This window comes from Pseudomonas eucalypticola (assembly GCF_013374995.1).
GTDB classification, from domain to species: domain Bacteria; phylum Pseudomonadota; class Gammaproteobacteria; order Pseudomonadales; family Pseudomonadaceae; genus Aquipseudomonas; species Aquipseudomonas eucalypticola.
In genome coordinates this window covers 6296389-6323293 of sequence record NZ_CP056030.1, presented here as the reverse complement: position 1 = coordinate 6323293, position 26905 = coordinate 6296389, and the positions used below count along the sequence as shown (strand labels likewise).

The window sequence follows — 26905 nt, the reverse complement described above, 5'->3', positions numbered from 1 at the left end:
GGGTCAGCCCAGCCCGATAGTCAACGGTCGAGGAAATCCAAGTGATAAAAAAGATCCTGATCGCCAACCGTGGTGAAATCGCCGTACGCATCGTACGTGCCTGCGCCGAAATGGGCATTCGCTCCGTCGCGATCTACTCCGACGCCGATCGCCACGCCTTGCACGTCAAACGTGCTGACGAGGCCTACAGCATTGGTGCCGAGCCACTGGCCGGTTACCTGAACCCGCGCAAGCTGGTGAACCTGGCGGTGGAGACCGGCTGTGACGCGCTGCATCCCGGTTACGGTTTTCTGTCGGAAAACCCTGAGCTGGCTGATATCTGTGCCGAGCGTGGTATCAAATTCATCGGCCCTTCGGCGGAAGTCATCCGCCGCATGGGTGACAAGACCGAAGCGCGCCGCAGCATGATCAAGGCCGGTGTGCCGGTGACCCCCGGCACCGAAGGCAACGTGGCCGATATCGAGGAAGCCCTGGCCGAAGGCGAGCGCATTGGTTACCCGGTGATGCTCAAGGCCACCTCTGGCGGCGGTGGCCGTGGCATCCGCCGCTGTAACAGCCGTGAGGAACTGGAGCAGAACTTCCCCCGGGTGATTTCCGAGGCGACCAAGGCCTTTGGCTCCGCCGAAGTGTTCCTGGAAAAGTGCATCGTCAACCCCAAGCACATCGAGGCGCAGATCCTGGGTGACAGTTTCGGCAACGTGGTGCACCTGTTCGAGCGCGACTGTTCCATCCAGCGCCGTAACCAGAAGCTCATCGAAATCGCCCCCAGCCCGCAGCTTACCCCCGAGCAGCGCGCCTATATCGGCGACCTGGCCGTGCGCGCCGCCAGGGCGGTGGGCTACGAGAACGCCGGTACCGTGGAGTTCCTGCTCGCCGAGGGCGAGGTGTACTTCATGGAAATGAACACGCGGGTGCAGGTGGAACACACCATCACCGAGGAAATCACCGGCATCGACATTGTTCGCGAGCAGATCCGCATTGCCTCGGGGCTGCCGCTGTCGGTGAAGCAGGAAGACATCCAGCACCGTGGCTTCGCGTTGCAGTTCCGTATCAACGCCGAAGACCCGAAGAACAACTTCCTGCCCAGCTTCGGCAAGATCACCCGCTACTACGCCCCAGGCGGCCCTGGTGTGCGCACGGATACGGCGATCTATACCGGCTACACCATTCCACCGTTCTATGACTCCATGTGCCTGAAACTGGTGGTGTGGGCGCTGACCTGGGAAGAGGCCATGGACCGTGGCTTACGGGCGCTGGACGACATGCGCGTGCAGGGGGTCAAGACCACCGCCGCCTACTACCAGGAAATCCTGCGCAACCCGGAATTCCGTAGCGGCCAGTTCAACACCAGCTTCGTGGAAAGCCACCCTGGACTGACCAACTACTCGATCAAGCGCAAACCCGAAGAGCTGGCCCTGGCCATCGCCGCCGCCATCGCCGCCCACGCAGGGCTATGAACAGCAGCCGCGAGCTGCACGTTGAACGCTGCAAGTAGTGCGCGCCCCTGGCGCCTTTGCTTGCCGCTTGCAGCTTGAAGCTCGCGGCTCATGAGGAGATACCAATGACTAAGAAGATCTTCGTTACCGACACTATCCTGCGCGACGCCCACCAGTCCTTGCTGGCAACCCGCATGCGCACCGATGACATGCTGCCTATCTGCGACAAGCTCGACAAGGTTGGCTATTGGTCGCTGGAGGTGTGGGGCGGCGCCACGTTCGACGCTTGTGTGCGTTTCCTCAAGGAGGACCCTTGGGAGCGCCTGCGCAAATTGCGCGCCGCATTGCCCAATACCCGCCTGCAGATGTTGCTGCGTGGCCAGAACCTGCTGGGCTACCGCCACTACAGCGATGACGTGGTGCGCGCCTTTGTCGCCAAGGCGGCGGTCAACGGCATCGATGTTTTCCGCATCTTCGACGCCATGAACGATGTGCGTAACTTGCGCGTGGCGATTGAAGCGGTGAAAGCAGCCGGCAAGCATGCCCAGGGCACCATCGCCTACACCACCAGCCCGGTGCACACCATCAAGGCGTTCGTGGAGCAGGCCAAGACAATGGAAGCCATGGGCTGCGATTCTGTCGCGATCAAGGACATGGCCGGCCTGCTCACTCCTTATGCCACGGGTGAGTTGGTCAAGGCGCTGAAAGCCGAGCAGTCGCTGCCGGTGTTCATCCACTCCCACGACACCGCCGGCCTGGCCGCCATGTGCCAGCTCAAGGCCGTGGAAAACGGTGCCGACCATATCGACACGGCTATTTCCAGCTTCGCCTGGGGCACCAGCCACCCGGGCACCGAGTCCATGGTCGCGGCGCTCAAGGGCAGCGAATTCGACACCGGCCTGAGCCTGGAGCTGCTGCAGGAGATCGGCCTGTACTTCTATGCAGTGCGCAAGAAGTACCACCAGTTCGAAAGCGAATTCACCGCCGTCGACACCCGCGTTCAGGTGAACCAGGTGCCCGGCGGGATGATTTCCAACCTGGCCAACCAGCTCAAGGAGCAGGGCGCCCTGAGCCGCATGAACGAAGTGCTGGCCGAGATCCCACGGGTACGCGAAGACCTGGGCTACCCGCCGTTGGTGACCCCGACTTCGCAGATCGTCGGCACCCAGGCGTTCTTCAACGTGTTGGCCGGCGAGCGCTACAAAACCATCACCAATGAAGTGAAGCTGTACCTGCAGGGCGGTTACGGCCAGGCCCCCGGCCAGGTCAATGAGAAACTGCGCCGCCAGGCCATCGGTAGCGAAGACGTGATCGACGTGCGCCCTGCCGACCTGCTGAAGCCGGAAATGGTGCGCCTGCGCGGTGAGATCGGCACCCTGGCCACGTCGGAAGAAGATGTACTGACCTACGCCATGTTCCCCGACATTGGCCGCAAGTTCCTCGAAGAGCGCGCCGCCGGCAAGTTGACCCCTGAAGTACTGCTGCCCATTCCCGAACCAGGTAAAGCGCCGTCGGCGGGCGGTGAGGGTGTACCGACCGAGTTCGTCATCGATGTGCACGGCGAAACCTACCGTGTGGATATCACCGGCGTGGGTGTGAAAGCCGAAGGCATGCGCCACTTCTATCTGTCCATCGATGGCATGCCGGAAGAAGTGGTATTCGAACCGCTCAACGAATTCGTGGGCGGGGGCATCGGCAAGCGCAAGCAGGCCAGCGAGCCGGGCCATGTCAGCACCACCATGCCGGGCAACATCGTCGATGTGCTGGTCAAGGAAGGCGATGTGGTCAAGGCAGGCCAGGCGCTGTTGATCACTGAGGCGATGAAGATGGAAACCGAAGTGCAGGCGCCGGTGGCTGGCAAGGTGACGGCCATCCACATTGCCAAGGGCGACCGGGTGAACCCGGGCGAAATCCTGATCGAGATCGTTGGCTGATCTTCAGCCAGCTACCTGCTTTACCTCGGGGAGGCTTCGGCCTCCCTTTTTTGTTCAGCGGCGTTCGCGATAGGCCTTGCCGTAATACGCTTCCAGGCGCGCCTGCAGCAGCTCCATGCCAATGGACATGATCCAGTACAGGACCGCCGCCGTGGTCAGCATTTCGATATAGCGATAGCTGGACCGCCCGTAGGACTGTGCCAGGAACATCACTTCCCATACCCCCATCACCGAGATCAGCGACGAGTCCTTCAGCATCGAGATGAACTGGTTGGCCGTGGGTGGGATGATGGTGCGCATGGCCTGGGGCAGGGTGACGCGCCAGAAGATCTGCGCCGGACGCAGGCCCAGCGCCAAGGCAGCCTCGCGCTGGCCAGTGGCGACGCCGATGATGCCCGCACGGAAGATTTCACTCAGGTAGGCACCGTAGTTCAGCGACAGCGCGATGATGCCTGCGCTGATGGCGCCCGGCACGATGCCCAGCTGCGGCAGGCCCAGGTAAATCAGCAGAATCTGGATCAGCAGCGGTGTGCCGCGAAAAAACGACGCATAGAAGCTCGCTACGCCGAAGGCCACGGCGCTGCTGGACAAGCGCGCCAAGGCAGTGACGAACCCCAGCAGCACGGACACCACGATCGAGCACACGCACAGGAATAGTGTCAGGGCTGCACCCTGCAGGAAACCATTGGGTGCCACGTGCAGGCCGATCAGGTTCGGCAACTTGTCGGCGATGATCGACAGTTTCAGGTCAAAGCTCAGGAAGAACCCGGCGAACAGGCAGAACATCGCTGCCCAGGTCAGGTACAGCCGGGTGCGGAAACCGAAAACTCGTTGCAACAGGCTCGGGCGAACCTGCTGCGGTGGGCGTGGGGGCTGGAAGGAAGTCATTTACTGATATCGGCGCCAATCCACTGTTGCGACAGTTTGCTCAACGTGCCGTCCTGCTTGAGTTCGGCGAACACCTGACGCACTTTGGCATCCCATTGCGGATCACCTTTTTCGATGGCCACCGAATTGGGTTCTTCATACAGTGGCGCCCCGGCCAGCTTGAAACGTTTGTCCTGGTTCAGGCGTGGTTGGGCGGTAACCAGGTTGGTGAGGATGGCATCCAGGCGCTTGCCGGCGCCCAGTGCCAGGTCCTGGAAGGCCACGTTGTCGGTGTCGTAGGGCGCGATCTGAACGTTCTCGAAGGGATAGACCAAGGGCTTGTCCTCGGCACCTTCGATCACCAGGTTCTTATTCAGGTAGCTTTCGTAGCTGGAAGCGCTGGTAAGGCCGACCGTCATGCCCGACAAGTCCTTGGCCGAGTGAATGCGGTCATCAGTGGCGTTGACCACGATCACCGCCGGCGATGCGTAGTACTCCACCGGGAAGTCGAACACCTCGGCCCTGGCCTTGCTCGGTGTCATCGAGCAGATGCAGATATCGTAACGGCCGCTCCAGTGCCCTGCGGCGATCACGTCCCATGATGGGGTTTCCAGGCGCAAGGTCACGCCCAGCTTCTGGGCAACGGCCTTGGCTACGTCGACGTCGAAGCCGGCCAATTGGTTCTGGTCGTTGAGGAAGGAAAAGGGTGGGTAGCTTTCCATCAATACGCCGACCAGTTCCTTGTGGTCCTGCACACGCTGCAACGTGGCGCCCGCTACGGCTTGAGTGGAGGCGGCCAGAGCCAGTAGGCCGAGGCCCAGCAGTGCGCGTAGTTTCACGAAAGTCCCCTGAAGAAAATGGTTGTAAGTTAGACGAAGTGACGTATTAAATAGTTATAAGTAACTCGCTCATAGTGAGTTTTTTTCATATCGATATAAGCAGATTGCATATGACTGAAGCGCCAGTGGTAATTCTCGATGGTGGCATGGGCCGGGAGCTGCAGCGTCGCGGGGCGCCGTTCCGTCAGCCCGAGTGGTCTGCGCTGGCCTTGGGCGAAGCGCCGGATGCAGTACGCGATGTTCACACCGCCTATATCGACAGTGGTTCTCAGGTCATCACCACCAACAGCTACGCGGTGGTGCCCTTTCATATTGGCGAAGAGCGCTTCGCCCGTGAGGGGCAGTCCTTGGCCGATGTCGCTGGCCGCCTGGCGCGGCAAGCAGCCGATGTACAACCGGGCGTGCAGGTGGCAGGGTCGCTGCCGCCGTTGTTCGGCTCTTATCGCCCAGACCTGTTTCAGCCCCAGCGCGTGGCGGAATTACTGCAACCGCTGATTCAGGGGCTGTCCCCTCACGTGGACCTGTGGCTGGCCGAGACCCAAAGCTGCATTGCCGAAGCTCGTGCCATCCGTGCCGGTTTGCCAGCAGATGGCAAGGCGTTCTGGCTGTCGTTCACGCTCAAGGACGAGGACACCGACGAGGTGCCGCGTCTGCGCTCTGGCGAACCGGTGGTGGACGCGGCCAAGGCCGCGGCTGAACTGGGGGTGCAGGTGCTGCTGTTCAACTGCAGCCAGCCTGAAGTGATCGGTGCCGCCATCGATGCCGCGCGGGAAACCTTTGCGGCAATGGGCGCGGCCGTGGCCATCGGCGCTTATGCCAATGCGTTCCCCCCGCAGCCCAAGGATGCGACGGCCAACGACGGCCTGGACCCGTTGCGCGAGGACCTGGACCCGCCCGGCTACCTGCAGTGGGCCGCTGACTGGCGCGCGCGGGGCGCGACCCACATTGGCGGGTGCTGTGGGATCGGCCCGGAGCACATCGCGGTGTTGGCGGCAGGTCTTTAACCGGCGCGAAGTTCGCTCAGGGTCTTCAGTTGACCCTGCGCGGTCTGGTTGGCATCGGCCAACCAGGCCTCGAACGCGGCATGCACGTGCGGCCACTGGGCGTCGGTGATCGAATACCAGGCCGTGTCGCGGTTGCGGCCTTTGACGATCATGTGTTGGCGGAAGACCCCCTCGAACGTGAAGCCCAAACGCTCGGCTGCTTGCCTGGAGCGCGCGTTGTCGTTGTTGCACTTCCACTCGAGCCGGCGGTTACCCAGGGCGAAGGCCAGCTTGGCGAGCAAGTACACCGCCTCGGTGCTTTTCGGTGTGCGTTGCATAGGCGCACCGAAGGCCACGTGGCCTATCTCGATACGTCCGTGCTCCGGCACGATGGACATCAGGCTGAGGATGCCTTCGGCCCTGCCGGTGGCCTTGTCGAGCACCGTGTAGAACATCGGGTCGCTGCCGGCGGCCTGGCCTTTCAGCCACGCATCGAACAGGCCACGCTCGGCAAACGGTCCGTATGGCAGGTAATCCCATAGCTTCGGGTCGGGGCCCTGCAAGGCGGCCCACAGATCATCGCCATGGTGAGCGACGTCGAGTTTCTCCAGGCGGATGAAGCGGCCCTGCAGCGTCGAACCGCTGGGCAATACAGCCGGTTGCCAGTCGGTGAGGGGGTTGGACATGATCAATTCCTATACGGTTTTGCGAAACTGGATAAAGCCCGGACGCTCCGCCACGCGTTCATACAGCGCAATGGCCGTGGCATTGGTTTCGTGGGTCAGCCAATGCACCTTGTTGCAGCCATTGGTGGCCGCCGTGGCGTAAACATGTTCGATCAGCTGGCGGCCAACCCCCGACCCGCGGGTATCTTCGGCCACGTACAGGTCTTGCAGGTAGCACGCGTTCTGGATGCTCCAGTTGGAACGATGGTAGATGAAATTCACCATGCCGACGGCGCGCCCGTTGTGCCAGGCCAAGGCCGAATGGGTGGGCTCGGACGGGTCGAGCAGGCGTTGCCACGTCGAGTCGCAGACCTCCTGTGCCAGGTGGGTTTCATAAAAGCGCAGGTAGGCGTGCCACAAGGGCAGCCAGTGAGGGTGGTCATCGGCGCTGACCGGGCGGATTTCAATGGCCATGGTGTCTCCTTATTGCGTCATGAGCTGGGCAACGGCGTTGTCCAAGGGGTCGGAACTGCTGGCCAGGCCGCGCTGCACGCCAGCGATATCCTCGGCGCTGCGGTTCTGGCTGAGTTTGCGCTTGCCTTCCAGGCGCTGGATGGGGAGGGCGAAACCAACGATCGCCTTGAGCATGCTCTCCAGGTAATCGGCAGGGGCGTCTTCGACCGTCCAGGGCTGCGCCTGACGGGCCTCGTGGTGGTCGGTCAGGCTGCTGACCAGCGCATGCAAGCGCTCGGGGTCGCTGAACACGTCGGCGTGGCCGTAGGCATGCACGGCCAGGAAGTTCCAGGTCGGCACCGCTTTGCCGTGCTCGGCCTTGCTGGGGTAGAAGCCGGGGCTCACATAGGCATCGGCACCGGCAAAAATCACCATGGCCTGGCTGCCGTTGGCCAGGTCACGCCACTGTGGGTTGGCGCGGGCCAGATGGCCACGCAGCGTACCGAACTCGCCTTCACGGTCCAGCAACAGGGGTACATGGCTGGCTAGCAGGCCTTGGTCCCCATGGGTGACGATGATAGCCAGGCGGGTCGCGGCCATCTGCTGTTGCAGGCGCTCGATGTCGGTGTCGTGGAAAGCTGTGGGTAAATACATGGCTCGATCTTCCTCGGCGGATGTGCCTATCCTAGGCAGCCGATTGGACCTTTGTAAGATCCATTTATAGCCATTTCCATAGAGCCAATAACGTGACCGTGACCACTGCCGCTCTGCCATTCGACCCGGCCGGCATTCAGTTGAACGCCAAGCTTGGCCTTAGTCGCGGGCTATACGAGAACCTGCGCGCGCGCATTCTTGATGGGCGGTTGGGCAGGGGTACGCGTATGCCGGCCAGCCGGGACCTTGCGCGGGCGCTTGGTGTTTCGCGCAATACCGTGACGCGGGCATATGATCAATTGTACGCCGAGGGCTATCTCGCCAGCAGGGTGGGGGACGGTACCTATGTGGCGGTGTTGGAGGGCGTAACTGAAAAACTATCCACAAAACTGTCCACAGGGTTATCCCTGGGTTTACCCACAGGGTTATCCACAAAATGGGGCGAAAATACTGGGTGTGTGTCCAGTGAAGTTATCCACACCGAGGCTTGCAAACGGCTGGCTGAGCACCATTTGCCACCTTTTCGCAGCGGTCCGCCACGGGCGTTCAGGGTAGGTATTCCGGCGTTCGATCTCTTTCCTTTCGCCACATGGGCCAAGCTTTACGGGGACTTCTGGCGCAACCCGGCGCCCGAACTGCTTGGCTATGGCGACCCTGCCGGTGACCCGGAGCTACGTAGCTTGATCGCGGCCTATTTGCGCAGCTCGCGTGGGTTGAATTGCAGCGCTGAGCAAATTCTGATCACCACCGGGGCTCAGGAGGCCATAAGCCTTTGTGCACAGCTGTTGGTGAATCCTGAGGACAGGGTTGCGGTGGAAAACCCGGGGTATCGCGCGGCGGGTCATGCGTTCATCAATGCAGGCGCAAAGCTTAAGGGCGTGCCGGTGGATGGGGAAGGGTTGGTGTGCAGCGCGCTCGATGAGGGAGAGCCAAGCCGCATGGTGTATGTCACGCCGGCCCATCAGTACCCAACGGGCGTGACGCTCAGTCTGGCCCGGCGCCTGGCGCTGCTGGACTGGGCCGAGCGCCACCAGGGCTGGGTGGTCGAGGATGACTACGACGGCGAGTATCGCTACAGCGGTGCGCCGCTGGCACCTTTGGCAGCGTTGGATCGCAGCGGCCGGGTGCTGTATGTCGGCACGTTCGGCAAAGTGGCCTTTCCTGGCTTGCGCCTTGGCTACCTGGTGGTGCCCGCGGGGCTGGTCGAGGCTTTCTCGCGCAAGCGCGCCGTTGCCCTGCGCCATTCCGAGATCGGTATCCAGCGGGTGATGGCGCGCTTTATCGCCGAGGGCCATTTTCAACGTCACATCCGCCGCATGCGTCGGGCTGCGCTGGCGCGCCGGGATGTTTTGCTGGGCAACTGGCCTGCGGATACTCCAGGGGTCGGCCCATTGCCACCCGTGGCTGCGGGCCTGCATTTCACGGTAGCGGTGGACAGTGTGGCGCGGGAGGAGCGGTTGGTCGCTGCGGCAGAAGCCGCGGGGGTTGAGCTCAACGGGCTGAGCCATTACTGGCTGCCTGAGTCCGCTGAACCTGTGGATAACCGGGCCGGTCTGGTACTCGGGTTCGCAGCCGTGGCGCCCGCCGCCACGCTGGCCGCGCTCGATCGCTTGCGCCAGGCCTGGAAAGACTAGCACCGCCCGCGCGGCAACCCCTGTGGGACCGGGCGAAGCTCGGGAAGGCCGCACCGCGGGGCATCAGGCATACCGCGGCGCCTGGTTCCCGAGCTGGCGCCCGGTCCCACAGAGCAAGCCATGCCTGCACGGCAACCCCTGTGGAACCCGGCGAAGCTCGGGAAAGCCGCACCGCAGGGCATCAGGCATACCACGGCGACAGGTCCCACAGCGCAAGCCATGCCCGCGCGGCAACCCCTGTGGGACCGGGCGAAGCTCGGGAAGGCCCCACCGCGGGGCATCAGGCATACCGCGGCGCCTGGTTCCCGAGCTGGCGCCCGGTCCCACAGAGCAAGCCATGCCTGCGCGGCAACCCCTGTGGAACCAGGCGAAACTCGGGAAAGCCGCACCGCAGGGCATCAGGCATACCACGGCGACAGGTCCCACAGCGCAAGCCATGCCTGCGCGGCAACCCCTGTGGGACCGGGCGAAGCTCGGGAAGGCCGCACCGCGGGGCATCAGGCATACCGCACCGCCCGGCCCCATGGGGGGAGCGCCGGGCCGGGGGATTTCTGTGCAGGTGTGGCCTAGGCCAGTTCACCACACAGATCGACTTCCATCAGGCGACGGACCTCAGCTACGGGCAAGCCTGCCCCCAGCAGCGCGTGCAGCTTGCCGAACGCTGCCTCGCGGGTCATGCCGCCACCGGCCAGTACACCGGCTGCCCGCAGCCCGCTGCCGGCCTCGTAGACGTCGAATTCAACGCCGCCTTCGTGACATTGGGTCACGGCGACGATCACGACGCCGCTTTCATGGGCAGCCTTGAGGGCGGCGATGAAGCCTGGGTTGTCGCACGGGCCTGTGCCGCTGCCATAGCATTCCAGCACCAGCGCCTGCACGCTGCTGCCCAGCACCGCCTGCAGAGGCTCTGCGCCAAAACCCGGGAACAGGGGCAATACCGCGACATTGCCCAGCGCCTTGGGTTGGTCATAGGCGAGCGCCGCCGGCACCGCGTCGGCACGGGCCACCCCGCCGCTGCGCTTGAGCGCCGCGAACGGGTTACGGCCGAAGCTGCGTACCTTGGCGCAGCGGGTCGGGACCAGCAATTCGCCGTGGAAATACAGCTGCACGCCGGCAGCCACGCCTTGGGCAAGCATCACCAGGGCACCGTTGATGTTTTCCCAGGCATCACTGTCTGGCACACCGGCGGGCAGCATGGAGCCGGTGAACACTACCGGGGCCGGCAAGCCCAGCAATTGGAAGCTCATGGCGGCCGCGCTGTAGGCCAGTGTGTCGGTGCCATGCAGCACTAGCACCGCGTCGCAGCCATCGGCCTGCACGGCCTGTACCACGGCTTCACGCAGGCGTTGCCAGTATTGCGGTGTCATGTTGGCGCTGTCGATCAGTGGCAGCAGCTCACGAAAGCGCCACGGCGCGATGGCCAGGTCCGGGTGTTCCGCCAGTTGCTCGCGCAGGCGTTGTTCGAAGCCCGACGCGGGGGCAAGGCCATTGGCGGTGGCTTGCATGCCGATGGTGCCACCGGTGTAGAGCACCATGACCTGGCGCGCGGGTACTGCTTGGGCTGGGCTCATGTCCCGGTCTCCTCACGAATGACGCCGGTATGGTCGAGCAACGCCTCGACCACCAGCTGGGTGACATCGACCAGTTGTTTGTCAGTATCGATATCGGCAATCAACGGCAGTTCGGTGCACGCCAGCAGCACCGTGTCGGATTCGATGCCCTCCAGCATGCGGGTGAAACGCGGCCTGAGATCCGGGTGTTTTGGCCCCAGTGCCTTTATGTCATAGATCAATTGATGCAAGGCCTGGGCCGGCGCAGGCTCGAAAGCCACGTGCTGGCGCAGCGAGCGGTAGGGTGACCACTCACCCAGCTCCGCCACAGGCCGCGCGCCCAGCAGGCAAACGCGCTGCTGGCCATTGCGAAGCAGAAACGCCTCCAGCACGTCGCAGAAGGAGACGAACGCGGTTTGCAGGTTCAGGGCGCGAATGCGTTCGGCGAACAGGTTCAAGGTATTGCAGGCGATGGCGAAGGCCGCGACCTTGCCATCCAGGGCAAGAATGTCCTGGTGCAGCGCGTTCCACACCTGTTGTTCGGTTTTGTGCAGTTCCATCGACAACCCCAGTTCGGGGTCGGAGATGATGGACACCGCGGGGGCGTCGAGGTCGCCGCGGAAGGCCTCGCCTAGGCGGCGGCGGTTTTCTTCCAGCAGCTTGGCCCACATGTCCATCCCGGCTTCAGGCCCCGAGCCGGTGATGATCCCAAGCCTGGGCCGGGCGACGTAATCGCCCGGGGCCAGGTGGGTGGGCATGAATGCCCCGGCCATGTCAGCGTGGAGCCTGGGCCAGGTTTGCTGCGCTTTCAGCGGCTACCGGTGCCGAGACGGCAGGCCAGGCCTTGGCGTCGATGTCCAGGTCCGGGAACTGGGCGGCATCGAATACCGGGGTCTTGATACCGGCCTTGCGTTGCGCATCGTAGTCGGCCAGCAGGCGCAGGCCAACGTTGAACAGCAGGGCCAGGGCGATCAGGTTGACGAACGCCAGCAGAGTCATGGTGATGTCGGCGAAGGCAAACACGGTGCTCAGGTCTTCCACCGCGCCCCACACGATCAGCGCCAAGACCAGTGCGCGGTAGCCAACCAGCGCCTTGCGGTTTTCACCGACCAGGAAGCGCAGGCTGTTTTCGCCCAGGTAGTAGTTGTAGAGGATCGAGGTGAACACGAACAGGGCCAGTGCCACACTGATGAACATGCGGCCCCAGTCACCGACCACGGCGGCCAGGGAGTTCTGGGTCAGCGCGATGCCGTCACCTTCGAAGCCCGGGGTGTAGAAGCCCGACAGCAGGATCAGCAGGGCAGTGCAGGTGCAGATCACGAAGGTGTCCAGGAAAACGCTGAACGCCTGGACCACGCCTTGCGCGATAGGGTGCTCGACCTGTGCCACCGCGGCCACGTTCGGGGCGCTGCCCAGACCGGCTTCGTTGGCGAATACACCGCGTTTCACGCCCATGACGATCGCGCTGCCTACCAGGCCGCCGAAGGCCTGGTCGAAACCGAAGGCGCTCTTGACGATGGTTTCCAGCATGGCGGGCACGTGTTCGAACTGCAGGCCGATCACGTACAGGGTCACGCCGATGTACACCAGGGTTTTCACGGGTACCAGCAGGTCAGCGACCTTGGCGATGCGCTTGATGCCACCCACGAACACCAGGCCCAGCAGCACGGCCAGGGCGATGCCGGTCTTGCTGACGTCCAGGCCGAAGGCGTTGTTCAGCGAGTGGGTCACGGCGTGGGATTGCAGGCCGTTGAAGGCGAAGCCGAAGGTCACCAGCAGCAGGATAGCCATCAGCATGCCGACCTTGCGGTTGCCCAGGCCGTGCTGGATGTAATACGACGGGCCACCGCGGTACTGGCCCTCGGAGTCGCAGCGCTTGTACAGCTGGCCCAGGGTGCACTCGAAGAAGCTGCTGGACATGCCCACCAGGGCAGTGACCCACATCCAGAACACAGCGCCCGGGCCGCCCAGGGTCACGGCGATGCCGACACCGGCGATGTTGCCCGCGCCCACGCGGCCAGCCAGGCTGAGCATCAGCGCCTGGAACGAGCTGAGCTGCCCCGAGCTGCTTTTCAGGCTGTCGCGGAACACGGCGAACATGTGGAAGAAGTGACGAAGCTGGACGAAACGCGAGCGGATCGTGAAGTAGCTGCCGAGGCCGACAATAAGCACGATCAGTACTTTGCCCGAGAGGAAGTCGTTGATGACTTCAAGCATGGAGTAATCCTCGCTGTTTGTTTTTTTATGTTGGCGAATTTGCCTGGTACGGGTGCAATGCCCCACGCCCGGTTCAAGGCGCAAATGGTTGGCGATTGACCCGTTTGGAGCAATTTCGCGGGTTGATGGAAAATGATGCTACTTGATGCTACCTTCGCGCTCCTTGGCGCCATTTCGACGAGCTGCTCATGCGTGAATACCTCCCGGCCAACCTGCAATTGCTTTGTCGGCATTACCCGTCCATTGCCGAGGTGTGCCGGCGCCTGGATATCAACCGTGCGCAGTTCAACAAATACCTCAGCGGCCAGAGTGTGCCGACGCCCTACAACCTCAAGCGCATCTGCGACTTCTTTGGGGTCGAGGAGTACGAGATAGGGCTGCCGGAAGTACAGTTCGCCCGCCTGATTGGCGTGCGCAACCGGCACGCCGTCGAACTGCCGCAGTCCTCCGGACCGCAACGCGCCCTGGAGCATCTGCGTCAGCGTTCTTCGCCCGACCTGGCCGCCCATGTGGGGTACTACTACGAGTACTACCATTCCATGTCGGTTCCTGGGCGCATCCTGTGCTCGCTCGTGCACCTGCGCGAAGAGGGCGGGCACTATACCTATGAGCGCAGCGAACGTCTGCAATCACCGGCAGCCAAAGGTGAAGATTACGAGCGTTATCGCTACCTGGGCGTGGCCTATTCCCTGCAAAATCGCCTGTTTTTCCTGGATTACGAGTCACTGACGTCCAATGAAATCTGCCAGACGGTGCTCATCCCCAGCTACAAGGCGCGGATCAAGCGGCTCAATGGTTTGAAGATAGGCGTCTCTTCCGCGGACCATCGCGCGCCGGCCTGCAGTCGGGTGGTGTGGGAGTTTCTAGGCAAGGACATCAACCGCGTCGAGGCGTATCAGCGCGTGCGCCTGTACCTGCCGGACGATCCGGAGATCGACAGCGACCTGCGCGAGCGCCTGGCGCAGACGCAGGTGGTGGATGGGTTGTTCCAGATTGGATAGCGCGCGAATCCTGTAGCCGCTGCCGCCAGGCTGCGGCTACAGAGGTTGCGGTGGCGGGGCAAGTCAGAAGTAGTAACCGATGTTCACGTTGGTGCGGTAGTACCACTCGTTGCTTCCGCTCGACGAGGTGCTGGTCCAGCCGGTGCCGTTTTCCGAACCGCCAAAGGGGTTGGCGTTCTTCGCCCAGGTGAAATCGACCCAGGCCATGATCGGCATGGCGATGAATTGCGCACCCACGGTGAACATCTGCGAGTCGTCCCAGCCGCTCTTGTCTTTCATCATGCGGCTGTAGTCGTTGTAGAGCTTGATCTTCTTCAGTTGCCCCAGCGCCGGGGTGTAGATGTCGTAGCCAACGTTGACCGAGGCAAGCGTAGCCTTGGCAGCGATCAGGTAGGCTGGGGTCAGGCCGTTGCCGCCCATCAGAACAGAATCATCGCTCACGCCTGTCGGGTTCTTCGGGTCGTATTCGTAGCGGATGGCTTGGCCTGTAACCGACCATGGGCCTTTATTGAAGATACCGTGGACTCCCGCCGCCCAGTAGCTGCCATTGTCGTCGGTAGTGGCGTTGTACAGTTGGGAAGCGGCCAGCGATGCGCCGATTTCAGTGCTCCAGTCGCTGCCACGGAAGGTACGCGCAACACGGGCATTGATCTGGTTGCGCTTTTCATTGTCCTGGCGCGACTGAGTGATGGCCACGGCATTGTTATCGAGGTCGGCGTAACGGCCGATTTCAGGCGAGTAGCGCAGGTCGGAAGGCAACATGCGTGGGAAATAACCGAGTTGCAAGTCCCAGTCCTTGTCCTTGTAACTGTATTTGAGACCGGTACCGGCACTCACGCCATAGCCCATGAAAAAGGGAATATGGTAACTCCAACCGAACTGTGGATAAGGTTCCAGGCCAAAAGGCTTGAAGGGTGCGCCCAGTTGCAAGTTAGAAGCACTGTCAAAGCGGTACCCGACGTATCCGTGGTCCACTGAGTGTTTGCCATCATCCTGAAACCAATAACCGATGTCGCCATAGGCCTTTTTATAAGTGGCCTTTACATCAAGGCGGAAAGTATCAAAGAGAAAACGACCATTGTTTTCTGTGGTCTTCCAATGTTCATCACGATAATTGGTGCGTAATGCTCCACCTATATCGAGGCTGCTATCGCCATCGTCGCTTCGCCAGGAAATATGTGGAAATGGTTTTTTCACCTCACTGGGCACATCGGGTGCCGCAGGCCCCGGTTCGGCCGCCAGTGCGGCGAAGCTGTTGAATATCAGGCCCAAGCAAATCACAGTCTTTTTCATCACGTTCCCCAACCCTGCCCAATCAGTTCGGTTACAAAGCAACAGGCAACAGGACGCTGCGGCGCGGATAACGCACCAAGGTCGCGCCACACTCGTCAATAACAAGGGGTTCACTGTTTTATCGGTGGATCACCGTCTTGCGTGTGAACTCTGTAATGATCTAGCAGGAACTATGCCAGCACCAAATATCAATGATCATTTAATTTAAACTCTTTTCTTTCAATGCTTTACATGTGAAACGGTGCCCTATGTACCGTCCTTGGAACGCCTGCCGGCCGCGGTAACCATTGCGTGCTTCTTTAGTGCACAAGGGCCACAAACAGGGCATAAAAAAGCCGGCCCTGGAGGCCGGCTGAACACTGCGTTATTGGATCATATATTCAGTACAAGTCGCTGACTCTTGCACCCTGATACACACACCATCATGGACTTGTTGGCCGCTCGTTCCGCCTTGGTCAATACACCATCACGGTGGTCGACGTCGCCTTCCAGTACTTTGGTTTCACACGAGCCGCACACGCCTTCTCTGCAGCTGTAATCAATATCACACCCGGCTTCCAGTAATACATCGAGCAAGTTCAAACCGGGTTCTACCTTCAGTGTTTTCCCGGACCTGGCCAGTTCCACGCTGTAACTCGCTTGCGCCTCATCACTCGGCGGCACTTGTTCGGCGGCGAAGCGCTCGATATGGGCGTGTGGATAACCCAGACGCTCGCAAGTGCTCTCGAAGGCATCCAGCATCGGTGTCGGGCCACAGCAGTAGAAATGGGTGTCGCTGGGCTGGTCGGCCAGGTAATGGGACAAGTCGGGCGGTGCACCTTTTTCGTCGTTGAAGTGGTAAACCACATTGGCCTCCAGGCCGGTGAGCTCCTCCACCAGCGCTGCCTCCTGTCGCGACCGGGCGCAGTAGATCAGTTGCGCCGATTTTCCCAAGGCCAGCAGTTGGCGAAACATGCAGTAGACCGGCGTGATCCCGATGCCACCCGCTACCAGCACGCTATGCCTGGCGGTCAGATCGAGGAAAAAGTTGTTGCGAGGCCGCGAAATCGTCAGCTGCATGCCCACCCGTACTTGAGTGTGCACATACTCGGAACCACCGCGGCCGTTGCGATCACGCAGGATACCCACTACATAACGGCCCTGGTCGGTTGGCGAGTTGAGTAGGGAATAGCTGCGCACCAGGCCGTTGGGAAGGTGCAGGTCAATGTGCGAGCCGGCCTCGAAAGGGGGGAACACGGTATCGCCGAAAGGGGTCAGCTCAACGCTGATGATGCCTTCTGCTTCATGGCGCAGGGTGCGAACCCGCGCGGTGAGGGTGTTGGAATTGGACATGGGTCAGCTCTCCTGCGCCGCACGTAGATCAATGTCGAGCCGGGCACTGGCTTCGATTTCCACCACCAGCTCAGGGAATACCAAAGCACTCACTTCAACCAGGGTGGAGGTAGGGAAATGGGCAAAGCCGTGAAAGAAATCATGGCGTGCGCGGCCCACTTCGTCCTTGTCGGCGATGGCCGTCAGGTACACCGTGAGCCGGTAGATATTGCCGATATGGCCGCCAGCCGCTTCGACCAGAGCGCGAGCCTTGTTCAGCACCAGCAGGGTTTGTTCATAGATGCCCAGCGGTGCGCCGGCCAGTGCGGCAGTACGTGTGGCGGGATGCCCGGTCATGCCGGACATCACCACCTCATTGCCGATCAGCAGGGCATTGCACCAACTGGCCGTGGCCAGTTCGGGCAAGCTCGACGCCTGAATGCGCTGAACAGCGGCGCTCATGGCAGTTGCTTCGCTTCGATCAGTTCAAGCTGGGCTTTGGCCTGGCTCTTCAGGTAACGACGCAGGCGCACTACGCCGAGATCGTGCTGGTAAAGGTTTTCGCGCTGGTTGGCGTCCGGTTCCATGAATTCCAGCAATACCCGGTCTTGCTCCAGCACGGCCCAGTGGCGGGCTTCCAGGCGGTTTTTGTAAAGGAAACGCCAGGTATCGCGCTGCCAGCCGGTGAGCGGGCGGGCGCGCCAGTGGAACACCGCCGCCAGGGAACGACTGCTGGGGGTATAGCTGCCGATGATGGTGAAATTGCCACCGGGGCCGCCCGTTTTCGGGTAGGGGATCTCCAGCCGCAGCCAGTGGCAGCCGTTATCGAGGAATTCGGTCCAGTCGAAGTTGACGCCGCGCTGGCCTTCTTTCTCGAAGAAGAACCCCTGGTCTGTGTCGCGGGTGACGAACTTGGCGGTGGCTTCGCCCTCGCTCATGGAGTGAGACATCTTGTGCAGGTAGGTGCCGTGCATCGGGTCCATGACATTATCGAGCACGTAGCGGTAATCGCCTTTCCATTCGGTGTAGCACAGGAAGCTGCTCCACTCGGGGGAGGTCAGTTGCTCGGGCAGTACCAGTTCCGGCGGCGTTTCCAGATGGGGGTCGGTGGCATTGAACAGGAAGATGGCGCCCGCCGCCTCACGGGTATGAAACATGCGCGTGGGGCGTGCACCTTCCAATTTGCAACCCGGGCTGCCGGGCACCTTGGTGACCGTGCCGTCGCAGCGTACTTCGACGCCGTGGTAAGGACATTGCAGGCGGTCGCCCAGTACCGGGCCCTGGGATAGCGGCGCACCGCGGTGCGGGCAGTGGTCTTCCAACGCATGCACCCGGCCATCGTTATCGCGCCATAAAGCGATCTTGTAGCCGAGGCGCCGAACAGAAAGCGGTTTTTCAGCCAGCAACTCGGAAGGAATTATCGGGAACCACAGGTCTTTCAGGCCGTTGGCCAAGAGGTTCTCAACAGGGTCAGCGGTCACGTGCATATTCATGTTCTTTTACCTCGGCGTCTTACGCGCCTAGCCGGGCCATCAGGGTCTTGTAGGATTGTTCGGTCCACTCGCCAGAGGTCAGGGGGCAGGGCGGGCCGGCATGGTTCAGGTGTGCCAACAGCGCAGGCAGGTCGGCGATACCACTGCCGTAGGCACGTTCGATGGAGTCACCCAACAGTTCTTCGAATGGCGTGTTGGGGCGTTTGCGTGCCTGATGGGGCTGCACGTAGGGTTCGGTATTGCTCATGTCATTGGCCTCCATTGCGCACCCGTTCGCGGATCATTTCGCGCACGGGTACAAAGTCATAAGTGGCGTAGCATTCGGTACGGAATACGCCCCAGGCGGCGCGCTCCAGTTCAACGTTGACCTTGCCCAGCAAACTTGGAGGCAGGCGCAGGGTGACGATCTGGCCCAGGCCCATGGCCACGGTCCACGACACCACTTCCACGCCTTGCGGCGGGAAGCTTTCCCACCAGCCCACCTTTTTCATGTGGCCTTGGATGTCTTCCAGGTTCTTGGACTGGTCGTGCTTGAGCAGCACGGTCAGCAGCAGGTGCTCGCTCATCGCTGGCCGCCTTCTTTTGGCTTGTCGGTGAGGAATTTTCCCTGGGGCGCTTCAACGTGTTGCTGACGGCGGGTGTGACCGTCGATGCCGCCTGCAATGGCCCATTCGGCGAACACGGTAGGGCCGGGCTCGAATTCCCGTGGTTGCCATTCGCCGGTCAGTTGGTCTTCGTCGGCGTAGTACTCGATCAGCGCGCCAGCGGGGTTCTTGAAGTACCAGAAGAACGCCGACGACACCGGGTGGCGGCCCGGGCCGATTTCAGTGGCCCAGCCGCTGCGCGAGATATGCATACCACCGCCAAACACTTCGTGTACGTCGCGAACGGTGAAGGCCACATGGTTCAGGCCGGCGCGCGGGGCAGGCAGTTGCAGCATGAACAGGTCATGGTGGCCACCTTCCTCGGCGGTGCGCAGGAAGGCGCCGCGGTTGGGGTAGCGGTCCGAGGCCTGGAAGCCGAAACGGTCGTGGTAGAAGGCTTCGCAGGCATTCACGTCGGTGACGAAGAACACCACATGGCCTACTTCTATGGGCGTCGCGCGCTCATAGATCGGTGCGGGTTTATTGATGCGGCCCTTGGTTTGCCAGGTGTTGTGCCCGCTGCACTCGATATCCAGTTCGCGTTTGCGGGTCACTTGCAGGCGAATGGCGAGGCCGTTGGGGTCTGTGCAGCCGATGCGGCCGTTGCCTTCAACGAAGCCCGGGTCGTTGGCGATGCGTTCGCTGTATAGCGCCAGGTCGGCTTCGCTGGACACGCCCCAGACCACTTCGCGCACGGTCGAGCCGCTTTCAATGGCCGGCGGCAGGCCAGGCTTGTCGATGGCAGCCAGCACCACGCGGCAGCCGTTGAGGGTTTCGAAGACGACTTCGTCAGCCTGTTCGCTGACCTTGTTCAGGCCCCAGTCGGCAAAGAAGCGCGCGCAGGTGTCGAGGTCTTCGACGCCGTAGGTGACTTCATCAATACCTGAAACGCTCATGACGCTACCCCTTGGTGCCCGCTGGCCCAGGCCAGAGGCTGTTCGTTCATGCCCCAGTAGAGGCTCTTCTGTTCCATGTACTGCACAATGCCCAGGCGGCCTTTTTCCCGGCCCAGGCCGCTGTCGCGCCAGCCGCCGAAAGGCGTGGAGATAGAGAACTGCTTGTAGGTGTTGATCCACACCGTACCGGCCTGGATCTTGCGGCCCAGCGCCCAGGCGCGTTTGTAGTCACCGGTCCAGATGCCGGCTGCCAATGCATACAGGCTGTCGTTCGCCTGTTCGATCAGTTCGGCTTCGTCATCGAACGGCATGGCTACCAGCACCGGGCCGAAGATTTCCTCCTGACAGGTTTGCTGGCTGTTGGTCAGCCCTTCGATGATGGTGGGCGGGAAGAAATAGCCGTTGTCGTAGATACCGCCCACAGGGCGCTGCCCACCCAGGCGCAGGGTGCCCCCTTCGGCCAGCCCCAGGGCCACATAGCGTTCTACCGATTCGCGATGGCTGGCGCTGATCAATGGCCCCATTTGCGTGGTTTCGTCGGCCGGGTCGCCCAGGCGCAATGTTGCCGCGCCGGCCACCAGGCGCTCCATGAAGGGTTCATACAGCGAGCGTGCTACGAATAGCCGCGAACCTGCGATGCACGCTTCGCCCGAGGAGCTGAAAATACCGTACAGCACACCGGCGACGGCGTGGTCGAGATCAGCATCGTCAAGGACGATGGTTGGCGACTTGCCGCCCAGCTCCAGCGACACCGGCATCATCTTCTCGGCGGCGATGTGCGCGATATGCTTGCCGGTTCGAGTGCCGCCAGTGAACGACACACGCTTGATCAGCGGGTGCTGGGTCAGGGCGTCGCCCAGCACCGAGCCCTTGCCGGGCAGTACGCTGACCAAGCCTTTGGGCAGGCCGGCGTCTTCGCAGATGCGCGCCAATTGCAGGGCCAGCAGCGGGGTGATTTCCGCCGGCTTGATCACCACCGCATTACCGGCGGCCAGCGCTGGGGCTAGCTTCTGCGCTTCGCTGGCAATGGGCGAGTTCCAGGGGGTGATGGCCGCCACCACCCCCATGGGTTCATAGACGCTCATGGTCACGAAGTCGCCGCGCGACGGCGTGATGGTTTCTTCCAGTGTTTCACAGGCGGCGGCGAAGAACTGAAACGTACCTGCAGCGCTGGCCACCAAGGCACGCGTCTCACCGATGGGTTTGCCGTTGTCCTGGCGTTGCAATTGGGCCAGTTCTTCACTGCGCTCTCGAATCAACGCAGCGATGCGGTACAGCACGCTGGCGCGCTCATGGGGTTTGCGCTGGGCCCAGCCGCTATGCAGGAACGCCTGATGGGCGCCTTGCACGGCTTCTTCTACGTCGTTCAGGTTGGCGGCGTTGAGCCAGGCCACGGGTTCGCCAGTGGCGGGGTAGCGGCTGGCATAGCGCTCGCCGTGGCCCAGGCGCCAATGGCCGGCGATGCAAATGGGTAGAGTCTGTTCCAAGGTCATGTTCATCCCCTAGATGGAAATCGCATGGGCGTGGTTGCCCAAGGCACGCACCACGCTGTAGACGGTAAGGGCGGACGTTTTCGGGTTCGCTTGCAACGGCTTGCCGCGCAGGCTCAGCTCGAAGCCACCAAAGGCGCCACGGGCTTCGAACTGGTGTACGTTTTCGTCACTGTGCGGGTCGGCGATCAACGTCACGTGGGTGCGGTCCAGGCCGATGCCAGCCAGCGACAGGGTGGCAGCCACGTTGGCGTTTTTGGGGTAGAGCTGCGCGGCCAAGCGCGCACTGCCCTGGAAGATCACCGTTGCTTCGGTGATGGCATCCAGATCGCAAGCGTGCTCGCCTGGGGTGTTCTTCCAGGCCCGTGCCGGTTTTCGGCCAACGTAGTTCACGGCGTCCAGGCCGCCGACCTTGGCGGCAGACAACGCATCGATACCGCCGATGGCACCAGGCAACAGTTCGATACGGGTCTGGCCGCGCTCGGCCGCTGCCTCCAGGCGTTCCACCAGGCCGACCTCTGAAAGTGCGCCCACCGAGACAATCAGGCAGGCGATGCCACGTTCCAGCGCAGGCAACACATGCTCTTCGATGGCGCGGTGGCCGGCGCATTCGACCAACAGGTCGGGGCGCGCGTCGGCGGGCAGGGTGGTGAGTACCTGCGGTGGCCTGGCGAAGCTGGCAAGGCGCTGGCGCACCAGGTCTTCGGACCCGGCCGAAGCGATGACATGGTCAACGCACAGGGTCGGGTCTTTCTCCAGCAGTTCCAGCACGCCGACGCCAATGGCGCCACAGCCGATCATGGTGATATGCAGCATGGCGCAATCCTCAGGCGGTGGCCTTTTGAGCCTTGGTTTCGCTGTTGGGCGGGCCGGCGAACTGGGTGGCAAACCCACCGACCGCCAGCATGTCCACTTCCAGGAGAAACGGGCCCGGTTCAGCCAAGGCGCCTTCGATCACGCCGCTGAAGTTTTTCAGGTCGCTGACCAGCGCGTGGCGCAGCCCCATGGACGCGGCCAGTTGGGTGTAGTCCGGCGTATGCAGTTCCACGTAGGCGTGCCGGGCGCCGTAGATGGCATCCTGGATATTGCGAATCACACCGTAGCGCTGGTCGTTCATCAGCAGGATCACCACGTTGGCCTTTTCCTGCACCAGGGTTGCGAGCTCACCCAGGTTCAGAATGAAGCCACCATCGCCAGCCAGGGCGAATACTTTGCGCTCCGGCGCAGTTTCAGCGGCAGCAACTGCAGCGCCAATACCCATGGCCAGCGCTTGGCCAATACCACCGCCCAAAGCGTGCACGCCTGCGCGTGGATGGAACAGGTTGATAAGGCGATTGCCCCAGATGCTGTTGGACAGAGTCACGTCGCGTACCCAGGAAAAGTGGCGACCGGTGACGGCTTGCAGTTGTTCCACGAGGGCGCTGTAGGGACCCAAGTCCGTATTCAGCTGCGCGCGCGACTTGGCGCGCACCTGCAATAGTTCCACGTGGAACATTGGGTCTATATTCAGTCGACCTTCCAGCCGGTCTGCCAAACCGTCCAAAGCCAGGGCGGTATCGCCGCACACGAATTGGTCGCTACTGTAGCTGCGGCCTTCAATCGCTGGGTTGGCGTCAATGCGCAGGGTGGTCTGCGGCAGTTTCAGTGCGTACTTGAAGGTTTCGTTGGAGCGCAGACGTGAACCGGCTACCAGCAGTACGTCGCAGGATTGCATGAACTGTTCCACGGCGCGGTTTTGTGAGAAAGCGCCCAGGCAGCGTTCATCGTCTTCGTTGACGACGCCGCGCCCTTGGGTAGAGGTAATGACACCAACGCCCATTTCCAGCAAACGCTTCACTTGTTTGCCCGCATGACGCGCACCGCCACCCAGCCACAGCATCGGGCGTTTGGCGCCAGCCATGCGCTCGGCCAGGGCATCCAGGGCTTCTGGTGCCGGCACGGCCACCGGCACAGGCAGTGGCGCCAAGTCGGTTGGCATGGTGATGAAGGTTGATTGAATGTCGATCGGGATCTCGACACTGACCGGCCCTGTAGGCGCGGTGAGTGCGGTTTGCACGGCAAGCTTCATGGTGCTCAGTGCAGTCTCGACGCTGCGTACCCGAAAGGCGGCTTTCGACACTGCCTTGAGCATGGTCAGTTGGTCGCGCGCCTCATGGATGTAGGCAAACTCCTGGTCCAGGTATTGGGTCTCGATCTGCCCGGTGATATGCAGCAGCGGTGTGCCTGCGGTCTGTGCTTCTACCATGGCACCGGCAGCATTGCCGGCAGCGGTTCCCGTGGAGGTCAGGCATACACCCAGCCCGCCCGTGGTGCGTGCGTAGGCATCGGCCATGTTGGTGGCGCCGGCTTCACCGCGGGCCATGACGAAACGGATATTGCCGCGTACCGCGAAGGCATCGAGGATAGGCATGTTGTGGATGGAGATCACGCCGAACGCTGCCTTGACGTCGCACTGCTCGAGGAAGGCGGTGATAGCGGCACCTACGGTGACTTGGTTGTCGTTACGCATGACGGGACAGGCCTCCAGAAACATCGATATGGCTGCCTGTGGTGTAAGCCGACAAGGGCGAAGCCAGGAAGAGGATCGCGCGGGCTGCCTCTACGGGCAGGCCCAGGCGGCCCAAGGGAATATGTTTGCGCTGCGCCAATTGCGCGGTCCATTGGGACCAGTCCAGGTGGCGTTCTTCGCGGGCCTCGAAGCGGCGCCGCCATTGGCCGGACTCCACCAGGCCGATGAGAATGCCGTTGACCCGAATGCCCTGTTCAGCAAATTCGGTGGCCATGGAACGCACCAGGTTTTTCAGCCCCGCGCGGGCGGCGGAGGTGGCGACCATGTGTGGCTCGGGCTGGCTGGCCAGCAGTGAGTTGACGCAGACGATGGAGGCGCCGGCCTGGCGTTGCAGTTGGGCCATGAAGGCACGTACCGGGTTGATCACGGAGAAGAATTTCAGGTTCAACTCTTCGGTCCATGCCGCATCGGTGGTGTCTGCGAAAGTTGAGACACGTCCTTGGCCGGCGTTGTTGATCAACATCTGGGCCGGGCCCAACGCAGTGTCGGTGGCGGCGGCAAACGCCTGGACCGAGGCTGCGTCGAGCACATCGCAGACCTGGGCCAGCAAACCCGCTTCAGGAAAGCGCATCCGCAAGTCGGCCTCGGCGCTGCGCAGGCGGTCTTCGTCGCGGCCGCAGAAGGCAACGTTGGCGCCGGCTTCCAGCAGTTGTTCCACGCAGGCCAGGCCAATGCCGGACGAGCCACCGGTGACGACCGCCGTGCGACCCTGGATTTGATAGAGGCTCATGTCAGTCCCTCATCAGCGCGGTGACACGACCGCCGTGGCTGGGCGTGTAATTGAGCAAGCGCGAGAGTTCGTCGGCATTGCGACGGACCTGGGCCAGGGTTTCCTCGAAGTTGACGTGACCTATTTGGGTGGTCGGAATGGTTACACCCAGCGCCGCCACGATCCGGCCGCTGTGGTCGCGGACCGGCGCGGCAACGGTGGAGATCGCCGATTCAAAGAACCCCTCGCCGCTGACATAGCCGCGCTGGCGGTCGCCCTGCACCAGGTCGAACAGTTCCAGCACGGTCTTGGGTGTGCACAGGGAATGCTGTTCAAGGTGCTCCTCAGGGTACAACTCGCGCAGCTCGGCCAAAGACAAGTCTTCCAGCAGAATGCGCCCCAGCACCGTGGCATGGGCGGGTAGGCGCGTGCCGACATTGACGGCGCTGGAGAACACCGATGGCGGCGACACCTTGGCCACGTAGACAATCGAGCGGCCGTCGCGCACCACCAGATTGCTGGGGTAGTTGAGTTTGTCGCACAAGCGCGCCAACAGCGGTTGGCCCAGTTCGGTCAGCTCCAGCGAAGCCAGGTACTCGAAGCCCAGGCGCAGTACCGACATGCCCAGGCGGTATTCGTTGCCGCTGCGGGTCACGAAGCCCATGGTTTCCAGGGTGGTCAGCAGGCGAAAGATGGTCGAGCGAGGCAGTTCCAGGCGGCGGGCCAGTTCCGGGGCAGTCAGCGTGCGGTTCTGGCGGCTGAATTCGCACAGCAGCAACAAGCCGCGCTCCAGGCCCGGAACGATGTATTTGTCCTGTGCATCTTTAGTCAGATCGGTGTCGGTCATTGTGCACTACCTGTCAGGGATTCCTTGAGGGCATGGGCCAGGCGGCCGGCCACGACATGCGGTTGTTCGATTGGGCTGGCATGCCCTGCATCGGCGATCAGGTTGAAGCTGGCGCCCAGTGCCTTGGCCAAGGTCAGGCAGGTCTCGGGCGCGGTGATGGCATCGGCTTCGCCGCAGTGCACTTCGCATGGCACGGGCAGCGGGGCATGGCGCAGCAGGTCATCGCCGCACAGCAGTTCGATGGCCTGGCGGTAGCCTTGTTGGTTCAGCCGCGCCATGTTCCAGCGCACCCAGGCCAACGCCTTGGCGGTGGGCCGCGGCGAGAGCATGGCGCTGCTGCGTTGAGCGGCCATCTGGGCAATGCCCAGTTGTTCCAGCGTTGTCAGGCGCTTGCCGCGGACCTGCTGGCGCTGGAGTTCGCGGGCAGGGTCGCCGTAGCCGCGGGCGGGGCTCACCAACACCAGGCGGCTGACGCGTTGCGGGTGCAGGCGGCTGAACGCGGCGGCGGTGATCGCCCCCAGCGAATGGCCGACCAGCACGCAACGCTCGATGTTCAATGCATCCAGGGTGTGGAGCAGGCGTTCGGCGTAGTCCTCGGCACGGGGTGCCGCTGGCCTCAGCGGCGTCGAATCGCCGTACCCCGGGGCATCCCAGGCAACGACCCGAGCGTGCTGGCCAAGTTGCAGCGCCACTTCCAGCCACGAGCCGGCGCCCGAACCGATACCATGCAACAGCACGATGGCGGCGCCGCTACCGGCTTCGCGAATGGCTTGCTGATCACTAGCCACGTCCAGCAGGCGCTGGGCGAAGCGGTTGGCCAACAGGGTTTGCAGTTCGGTACAGGGGTCGAGGCTTTCAGTGGCATGCATGTCGGTTTACCCGCGCTTGATCGAAGCCAGAGGGTGCTCTGGCGGATAGGTCGGGGTGACCGGCTTCTTGGCGCCGAGCATCACGCACATCAACGCATCTTCGTCGCCGATGTTGATCTCCTCGCGATAAACGCCTGGCGGCACCGAGATCACGTCGCGGTCGGTGAGAATGGTTTCGTAGCGCTCGCCGTCTTTCTCGATCACCACCTTGAGCTTGCCGCGCAGCACGAAGAACACTTCTTCCACGTCGGTGTGCAGGTGCGAGGGGCCTTCGTGGCCGGCCGGGATCACCATGGTGGAGAACGTGAAGTTCTCTGAGGGAATGGTGTTCATGTCGGTGCTGACACCGGTGCCACCGGTGCCGATATAACGCATTTGCGCACGGCGATACTTGGGGTCGTAGTCGGCCTGGAATTTCAGCGCGTTCCAGTCGTATTTACGGGTTTCGTAGCGTGCGATGCGGGTCTGCATCCAGGCTTCAAGGCTGGTCCCCTCGGGGCGTTCCCAGCTTTTCGGGGCTTGTTGTTGTGCGGCTAGATCAGTCACGGCTA

Annotated in this window: 27 protein-coding genes; 5 read left to right on the top strand and 22 right to left on the bottom strand. The window is 62.3% G+C overall.

Annotated elements, in window-relative coordinates; all coding sequences use genetic code 11:
* Positions 1 to 41 precede the first annotated feature (41 nt).
* Both HWQ56_RS28505 and oadA read left to right on the top strand, forming a co-directional pair.
* Positions 42 to 1457, top strand: a complete 1416-nt coding sequence (locus HWQ56_RS28505; protein WP_158152956.1) for an acetyl-CoA carboxylase biotin carboxylase subunit — start codon at positions 42 to 44, stop codon at positions 1455 to 1457.
* A gap of 104 nt (positions 1458 to 1561) precedes the next feature.
* A complete protein-coding gene (gene oadA, locus HWQ56_RS28500; protein ID WP_176572291.1) occupies positions 1562 to 3370 on the top strand; it encodes a sodium-extruding oxaloacetate decarboxylase subunit alpha in 1809 nt (602 codons plus the stop codon).
* Between the two features lie 54 nt (positions 3371 to 3424).
* On the opposite strand, the gene HWQ56_RS28495 is transcribed toward oadA, so the two are convergent.
* Positions 3425 to 4258 carry an amino acid ABC transporter permease gene (locus HWQ56_RS28495; protein ID WP_176572290.1) on the bottom strand — a complete coding sequence of 278 codons (834 nt, stop codon included), beginning with the start codon at positions 4256 to 4258 and terminating at the stop codon, positions 3425 to 3427.
* A complete protein-coding gene (locus HWQ56_RS28490) occupies positions 4255 to 5076 on the bottom strand; it encodes an ABC transporter substrate-binding protein (RefSeq protein ID WP_176572289.1) in 822 nt (273 codons plus the stop codon). The genes HWQ56_RS28495 and HWQ56_RS28490 overlap by 4 nt, the downstream gene beginning before the upstream one ends.
* A 110-nt stretch (positions 5077 to 5186) precedes the next feature.
* Here HWQ56_RS28490 and HWQ56_RS28485 point away from each other — a divergent pair, with 110 nt between their 5' ends.
* Positions 5187 to 6080 (top strand): homocysteine S-methyltransferase family protein, encoded by an 894-nt coding sequence (locus HWQ56_RS28485; RefSeq protein ID WP_176572288.1) that lies wholly within the window; start codon positions 5187 to 5189, stop codon positions 6078 to 6080.
* Here the strand turns inward: HWQ56_RS28485 and HWQ56_RS28480 are convergent.
* From HWQ56_RS28480 to HWQ56_RS28470, 3 genes are read right to left on the bottom strand one after another with little or no spacing between them, the layout of a single operon-like run.
* The gene (locus HWQ56_RS28480; RefSeq protein WP_176572287.1) at positions 6077 to 6745 is read right to left on the bottom strand and encodes a GNAT family N-acetyltransferase; all 669 of its coding nucleotides are present in this window, start codon (positions 6743 to 6745) and stop codon (positions 6077 to 6079) included. The two genes, HWQ56_RS28485 and HWQ56_RS28480, sit on opposite strands and share 4 nt — an antisense overlap.
* Positions 6746 to 6754: 9 nt before the next feature.
* Positions 6755 to 7198, bottom strand: a complete 444-nt coding sequence (locus tag HWQ56_RS28475; RefSeq protein WP_176572286.1) for a GNAT family N-acetyltransferase — start codon at positions 7196 to 7198, stop codon at positions 6755 to 6757.
* A 9-nt stretch (positions 7199 to 7207) separates the two neighbouring features.
* A complete protein-coding gene (locus tag HWQ56_RS28470) occupies positions 7208 to 7831 on the bottom strand; it encodes an FMN-binding negative transcriptional regulator (protein WP_176572285.1) in 624 nt (207 codons plus the stop codon).
* A 92-nt stretch (positions 7832 to 7923) separates the two neighbouring features.
* On the opposite strand from HWQ56_RS28470, the gene pdxR reads away from it, so the two are divergent.
* On the top strand, positions 7924 to 9465 hold the full coding sequence (gene pdxR, locus HWQ56_RS28465; RefSeq protein ID WP_176572284.1) for a MocR-like pyridoxine biosynthesis transcription factor PdxR: 1542 nt from the start codon (positions 7924 to 7926) through the stop codon (positions 9463 to 9465).
* A 566-nt stretch (positions 9466 to 10031) separates the two neighbouring features.
* Here pdxR and HWQ56_RS28460 read toward each other — a convergent pair.
* The 3 genes from HWQ56_RS28460 to HWQ56_RS28450 are packed head-to-tail and all read right to left on the bottom strand — an operon-like array spanning position 10032 to position 13232.
* Complete coding sequence (locus tag HWQ56_RS28460; RefSeq protein ID WP_176572283.1) at positions 10032 to 11036, bottom strand: asparaginase; 1005 nt, start codon at positions 11034 to 11036, stop codon at positions 10032 to 10034.
* Positions 11033 to 11773, bottom strand: coding sequence for an aspartate/glutamate racemase family protein (locus HWQ56_RS28455; RefSeq protein WP_245217810.1), 741 nt, complete (start codon positions 11771 to 11773; stop codon positions 11033 to 11035). The genes HWQ56_RS28460 and HWQ56_RS28455 overlap by 4 nt, the downstream gene beginning before the upstream one ends.
* 16 nt (positions 11774 to 11789) lie before the next feature.
* A complete protein-coding gene (locus HWQ56_RS28450) occupies positions 11790 to 13232 on the bottom strand; it encodes an alanine/glycine:cation symporter family protein (RefSeq protein WP_158152719.1) in 1443 nt (480 codons plus the stop codon).
* Between the two features lie 188 nt (positions 13233 to 13420).
* Between HWQ56_RS28450 and HWQ56_RS28445 the strand changes: the two genes are divergently transcribed.
* Positions 13421 to 14233 (top strand): helix-turn-helix domain-containing protein, encoded by an 813-nt coding sequence (locus HWQ56_RS28445; RefSeq protein WP_176572281.1) that lies wholly within the window; start codon positions 13421 to 13423, stop codon positions 14231 to 14233.
* Between the two features lie 63 nt (positions 14234 to 14296).
* Here the strand turns inward: HWQ56_RS28445 and HWQ56_RS28440 are convergent, their stop codons facing one another.
* The 14 genes from HWQ56_RS28440 to HWQ56_RS28375 form a co-directional block, all read right to left on the bottom strand.
* On the bottom strand, positions 14297 to 15526 hold the full coding sequence (locus tag HWQ56_RS28440) for a hypothetical protein (protein ID WP_176572280.1): 1230 nt from the start codon (positions 15524 to 15526) through the stop codon (positions 14297 to 14299).
* Positions 15527 to 15898: 372 nt separating this feature from the next.
* Positions 15899 to 16858, bottom strand: coding sequence for a PDR/VanB family oxidoreductase (locus HWQ56_RS28435; RefSeq protein ID WP_176572279.1), 960 nt, complete (start codon positions 16856 to 16858; stop codon positions 15899 to 15901).
* A 3-nt stretch (positions 16859 to 16861) separates the two neighbouring features.
* Complete coding sequence (locus tag HWQ56_RS28430) at positions 16862 to 17299, bottom strand: RidA family protein (protein WP_176572278.1); 438 nt, start codon at positions 17297 to 17299, stop codon at positions 16862 to 16864.
* Positions 17296 to 18330 (bottom strand): aromatic ring-hydroxylating oxygenase subunit alpha, encoded by a 1035-nt coding sequence (locus HWQ56_RS28425; RefSeq protein WP_158152724.1) that lies wholly within the window; start codon positions 18328 to 18330, stop codon positions 17296 to 17298. Before HWQ56_RS28425 ends, HWQ56_RS28430 begins: the two co-directional genes overlap by 4 nt.
* 19 nt (positions 18331 to 18349) lie before the next feature.
* Positions 18350 to 18577, bottom strand: a complete 228-nt coding sequence (locus HWQ56_RS28420) for a recombinase-like helix-turn-helix domain-containing protein (RefSeq protein ID WP_158152725.1) — start codon at positions 18575 to 18577, stop codon at positions 18350 to 18352.
* Position 18578: 1 nt separating this feature from the next.
* Entirely contained in the window at positions 18579 to 18896 is a 318-nt protein-coding gene (locus HWQ56_RS28415) for a hypothetical protein (RefSeq protein WP_158152726.1), read from the bottom strand.
* The gene (locus HWQ56_RS28410) at positions 18893 to 19870 is read right to left on the bottom strand and encodes a VOC family protein (protein WP_158152727.1); all 978 of its coding nucleotides are present in this window, start codon (positions 19868 to 19870) and stop codon (positions 18893 to 18895) included. Before HWQ56_RS28410 ends, HWQ56_RS28415 begins: the two co-directional genes overlap by 4 nt.
* Positions 19867 to 21363: an aldehyde dehydrogenase gene (locus HWQ56_RS28405; RefSeq protein ID WP_158152728.1), complete on the bottom strand. Its 1497-nt coding sequence runs from the start codon at positions 21361 to 21363 to the stop codon at positions 19867 to 19869. Before HWQ56_RS28405 ends, HWQ56_RS28410 begins: the two co-directional genes overlap by 4 nt.
* A 9-nt stretch (positions 21364 to 21372) precedes the next feature.
* Positions 21373 to 22176 carry an aspartate dehydrogenase gene (locus HWQ56_RS28400; RefSeq protein ID WP_158152729.1) on the bottom strand — a complete coding sequence of 268 codons (804 nt, stop codon included), beginning with the start codon at positions 22174 to 22176 and terminating at the stop codon, positions 21373 to 21375.
* A gap of 10 nt (positions 22177 to 22186) precedes the next feature.
* On the bottom strand, positions 22187 to 23869 hold the full coding sequence (locus HWQ56_RS28395; RefSeq protein ID WP_158152730.1) for a thiamine pyrophosphate-binding protein: 1683 nt from the start codon (positions 23867 to 23869) through the stop codon (positions 22187 to 22189).
* Positions 23862 to 24659, bottom strand: coding sequence for an SDR family oxidoreductase (locus tag HWQ56_RS28390; RefSeq protein ID WP_158152731.1), 798 nt, complete (start codon positions 24657 to 24659; stop codon positions 23862 to 23864). The genes HWQ56_RS28395 and HWQ56_RS28390 overlap by 8 nt, the downstream gene beginning before the upstream one ends.
* A gap of 1 nt (position 24660) precedes the next feature.
* On the bottom strand, positions 24661 to 25485 hold the full coding sequence (locus HWQ56_RS28385) for an IclR family transcriptional regulator (protein WP_158152732.1): 825 nt from the start codon (positions 25483 to 25485) through the stop codon (positions 24661 to 24663).
* Positions 25482 to 26354, bottom strand: coding sequence for an alpha/beta fold hydrolase (locus tag HWQ56_RS28380; protein WP_176572277.1), 873 nt, complete (start codon positions 26352 to 26354; stop codon positions 25482 to 25484). Before HWQ56_RS28380 ends, HWQ56_RS28385 begins: the two co-directional genes overlap by 4 nt.
* A gap of 6 nt (positions 26355 to 26360) precedes the next feature.
* Positions 26361 to 26900 carry a cupin domain-containing protein gene (locus HWQ56_RS28375; RefSeq protein ID WP_158152734.1) on the bottom strand — a complete coding sequence of 180 codons (540 nt, stop codon included), beginning with the start codon at positions 26898 to 26900 and terminating at the stop codon, positions 26361 to 26363.
* Positions 26901 to 26905: the final 5 nt, after the last annotated feature.

What these genes read in the sequence shown, in the direction of transcription:
- HWQ56_RS28450 (WP_158152719.1), bottom strand. Translation starts at nt 13,232, where the DNA reads ATGCTTGAAGTCATCAACGACTTCCTCTCGGGCAAAGTACTGATCGTG.
- HWQ56_RS28435 (WP_176572279.1), bottom strand. Translation starts at nt 16,858, where the DNA reads ATGTCCAATTCCAACACCCTCACCGCGCGGGTTCGCACCCTGCGCCAT.
- HWQ56_RS28480 (WP_176572287.1), bottom strand. Translation starts at nt 6,745, where the DNA reads ATGTCCAACCCCCTCACCGACTGGCAACCGGCTGTATTGCCCAGCGGT.
- HWQ56_RS28385 (WP_158152732.1), bottom strand. Translation starts at nt 25,485, where the DNA reads ATGACCGACACCGATCTGACTAAAGATGCACAGGACAAATACATCGTT.
- HWQ56_RS28425 (WP_158152724.1), bottom strand. Translation starts at nt 18,330, where the DNA reads ATGAATATGCACGTGACCGCTGACCCTGTTGAGAACCTCTTGGCCAAC.
- HWQ56_RS28455 (WP_245217810.1), bottom strand. Translation starts at nt 11,773, where the DNA reads ATGCCCACCCACCTGGCCCCGGGCGATTACGTCGCCCGGCCCAGGCTT.
- HWQ56_RS28440 (WP_176572280.1), bottom strand. Translation starts at nt 15,526, where the DNA reads ATGAAAAAGACTGTGATTTGCTTGGGCCTGATATTCAACAGCTTCGCC.
- HWQ56_RS28415 (WP_158152726.1), bottom strand. Translation starts at nt 18,896, where the DNA reads ATGAGCGAGCACCTGCTGCTGACCGTGCTGCTCAAGCACGACCAGTCC.
- HWQ56_RS28390 (WP_158152731.1), bottom strand. Translation starts at nt 24,659, where the DNA reads ATGAGCCTCTATCAAATCCAGGGTCGCACGGCGGTCGTCACCGGTGGC.
- HWQ56_RS28495 (WP_176572290.1), bottom strand. Translation starts at nt 4,258, where the DNA reads ATGACTTCCTTCCAGCCCCCACGCCCACCGCAGCAGGTTCGCCCGAGC.
- HWQ56_RS28395 (WP_158152730.1), bottom strand. Translation starts at nt 23,869, where the DNA reads ATGCGTAACGACAACCAAGTCACCGTAGGTGCCGCTATCACCGCCTTC.
- HWQ56_RS28380 (WP_176572277.1), bottom strand. Translation starts at nt 26,354, where the DNA reads ATGCATGCCACTGAAAGCCTCGACCCCTGTACCGAACTGCAAACCCTG.
- HWQ56_RS28460 (WP_176572283.1), bottom strand. Translation starts at nt 11,036, where the DNA reads ATGAGCCCAGCCCAAGCAGTACCCGCGCGCCAGGTCATGGTGCTCTAC.
- HWQ56_RS28470 (WP_176572285.1), bottom strand. Translation starts at nt 7,831, where the DNA reads ATGTATTTACCCACAGCTTTCCACGACACCGACATCGAGCGCCTGCAA.
- HWQ56_RS28430 (WP_176572278.1), bottom strand. Translation starts at nt 17,299, where the DNA reads ATGAGCGCCGCTGTTCAGCGCATTCAGGCGTCGAGCTTGCCCGAACTG.
- HWQ56_RS28445 (WP_176572281.1), top strand. Translation starts at nt 13,421, where the DNA reads ATGCGTGAATACCTCCCGGCCAACCTGCAATTGCTTTGTCGGCATTAC.
- HWQ56_RS28485 (WP_176572288.1), top strand. Translation starts at nt 5,187, where the DNA reads ATGACTGAAGCGCCAGTGGTAATTCTCGATGGTGGCATGGGCCGGGAG.
- HWQ56_RS28475 (WP_176572286.1), bottom strand. Translation starts at nt 7,198, where the DNA reads ATGGCCATTGAAATCCGCCCGGTCAGCGCCGATGACCACCCTCACTGG.
- oadA (WP_176572291.1), top strand. Translation starts at nt 1,562, where the DNA reads ATGACTAAGAAGATCTTCGTTACCGACACTATCCTGCGCGACGCCCAC.
- HWQ56_RS28410 (WP_158152727.1), bottom strand. Translation starts at nt 19,870, where the DNA reads ATGAGCGTTTCAGGTATTGATGAAGTCACCTACGGCGTCGAAGACCTC.
- HWQ56_RS28405 (WP_158152728.1), bottom strand. Translation starts at nt 21,363, where the DNA reads ATGACCTTGGAACAGACTCTACCCATTTGCATCGCCGGCCATTGGCGC.
- HWQ56_RS28400 (WP_158152729.1), bottom strand. Translation starts at nt 22,176, where the DNA reads ATGCTGCATATCACCATGATCGGCTGTGGCGCCATTGGCGTCGGCGTG.
- HWQ56_RS28420 (WP_158152725.1), bottom strand. Translation starts at nt 18,577, where the DNA reads ATGAGCAATACCGAACCCTACGTGCAGCCCCATCAGGCACGCAAACGC.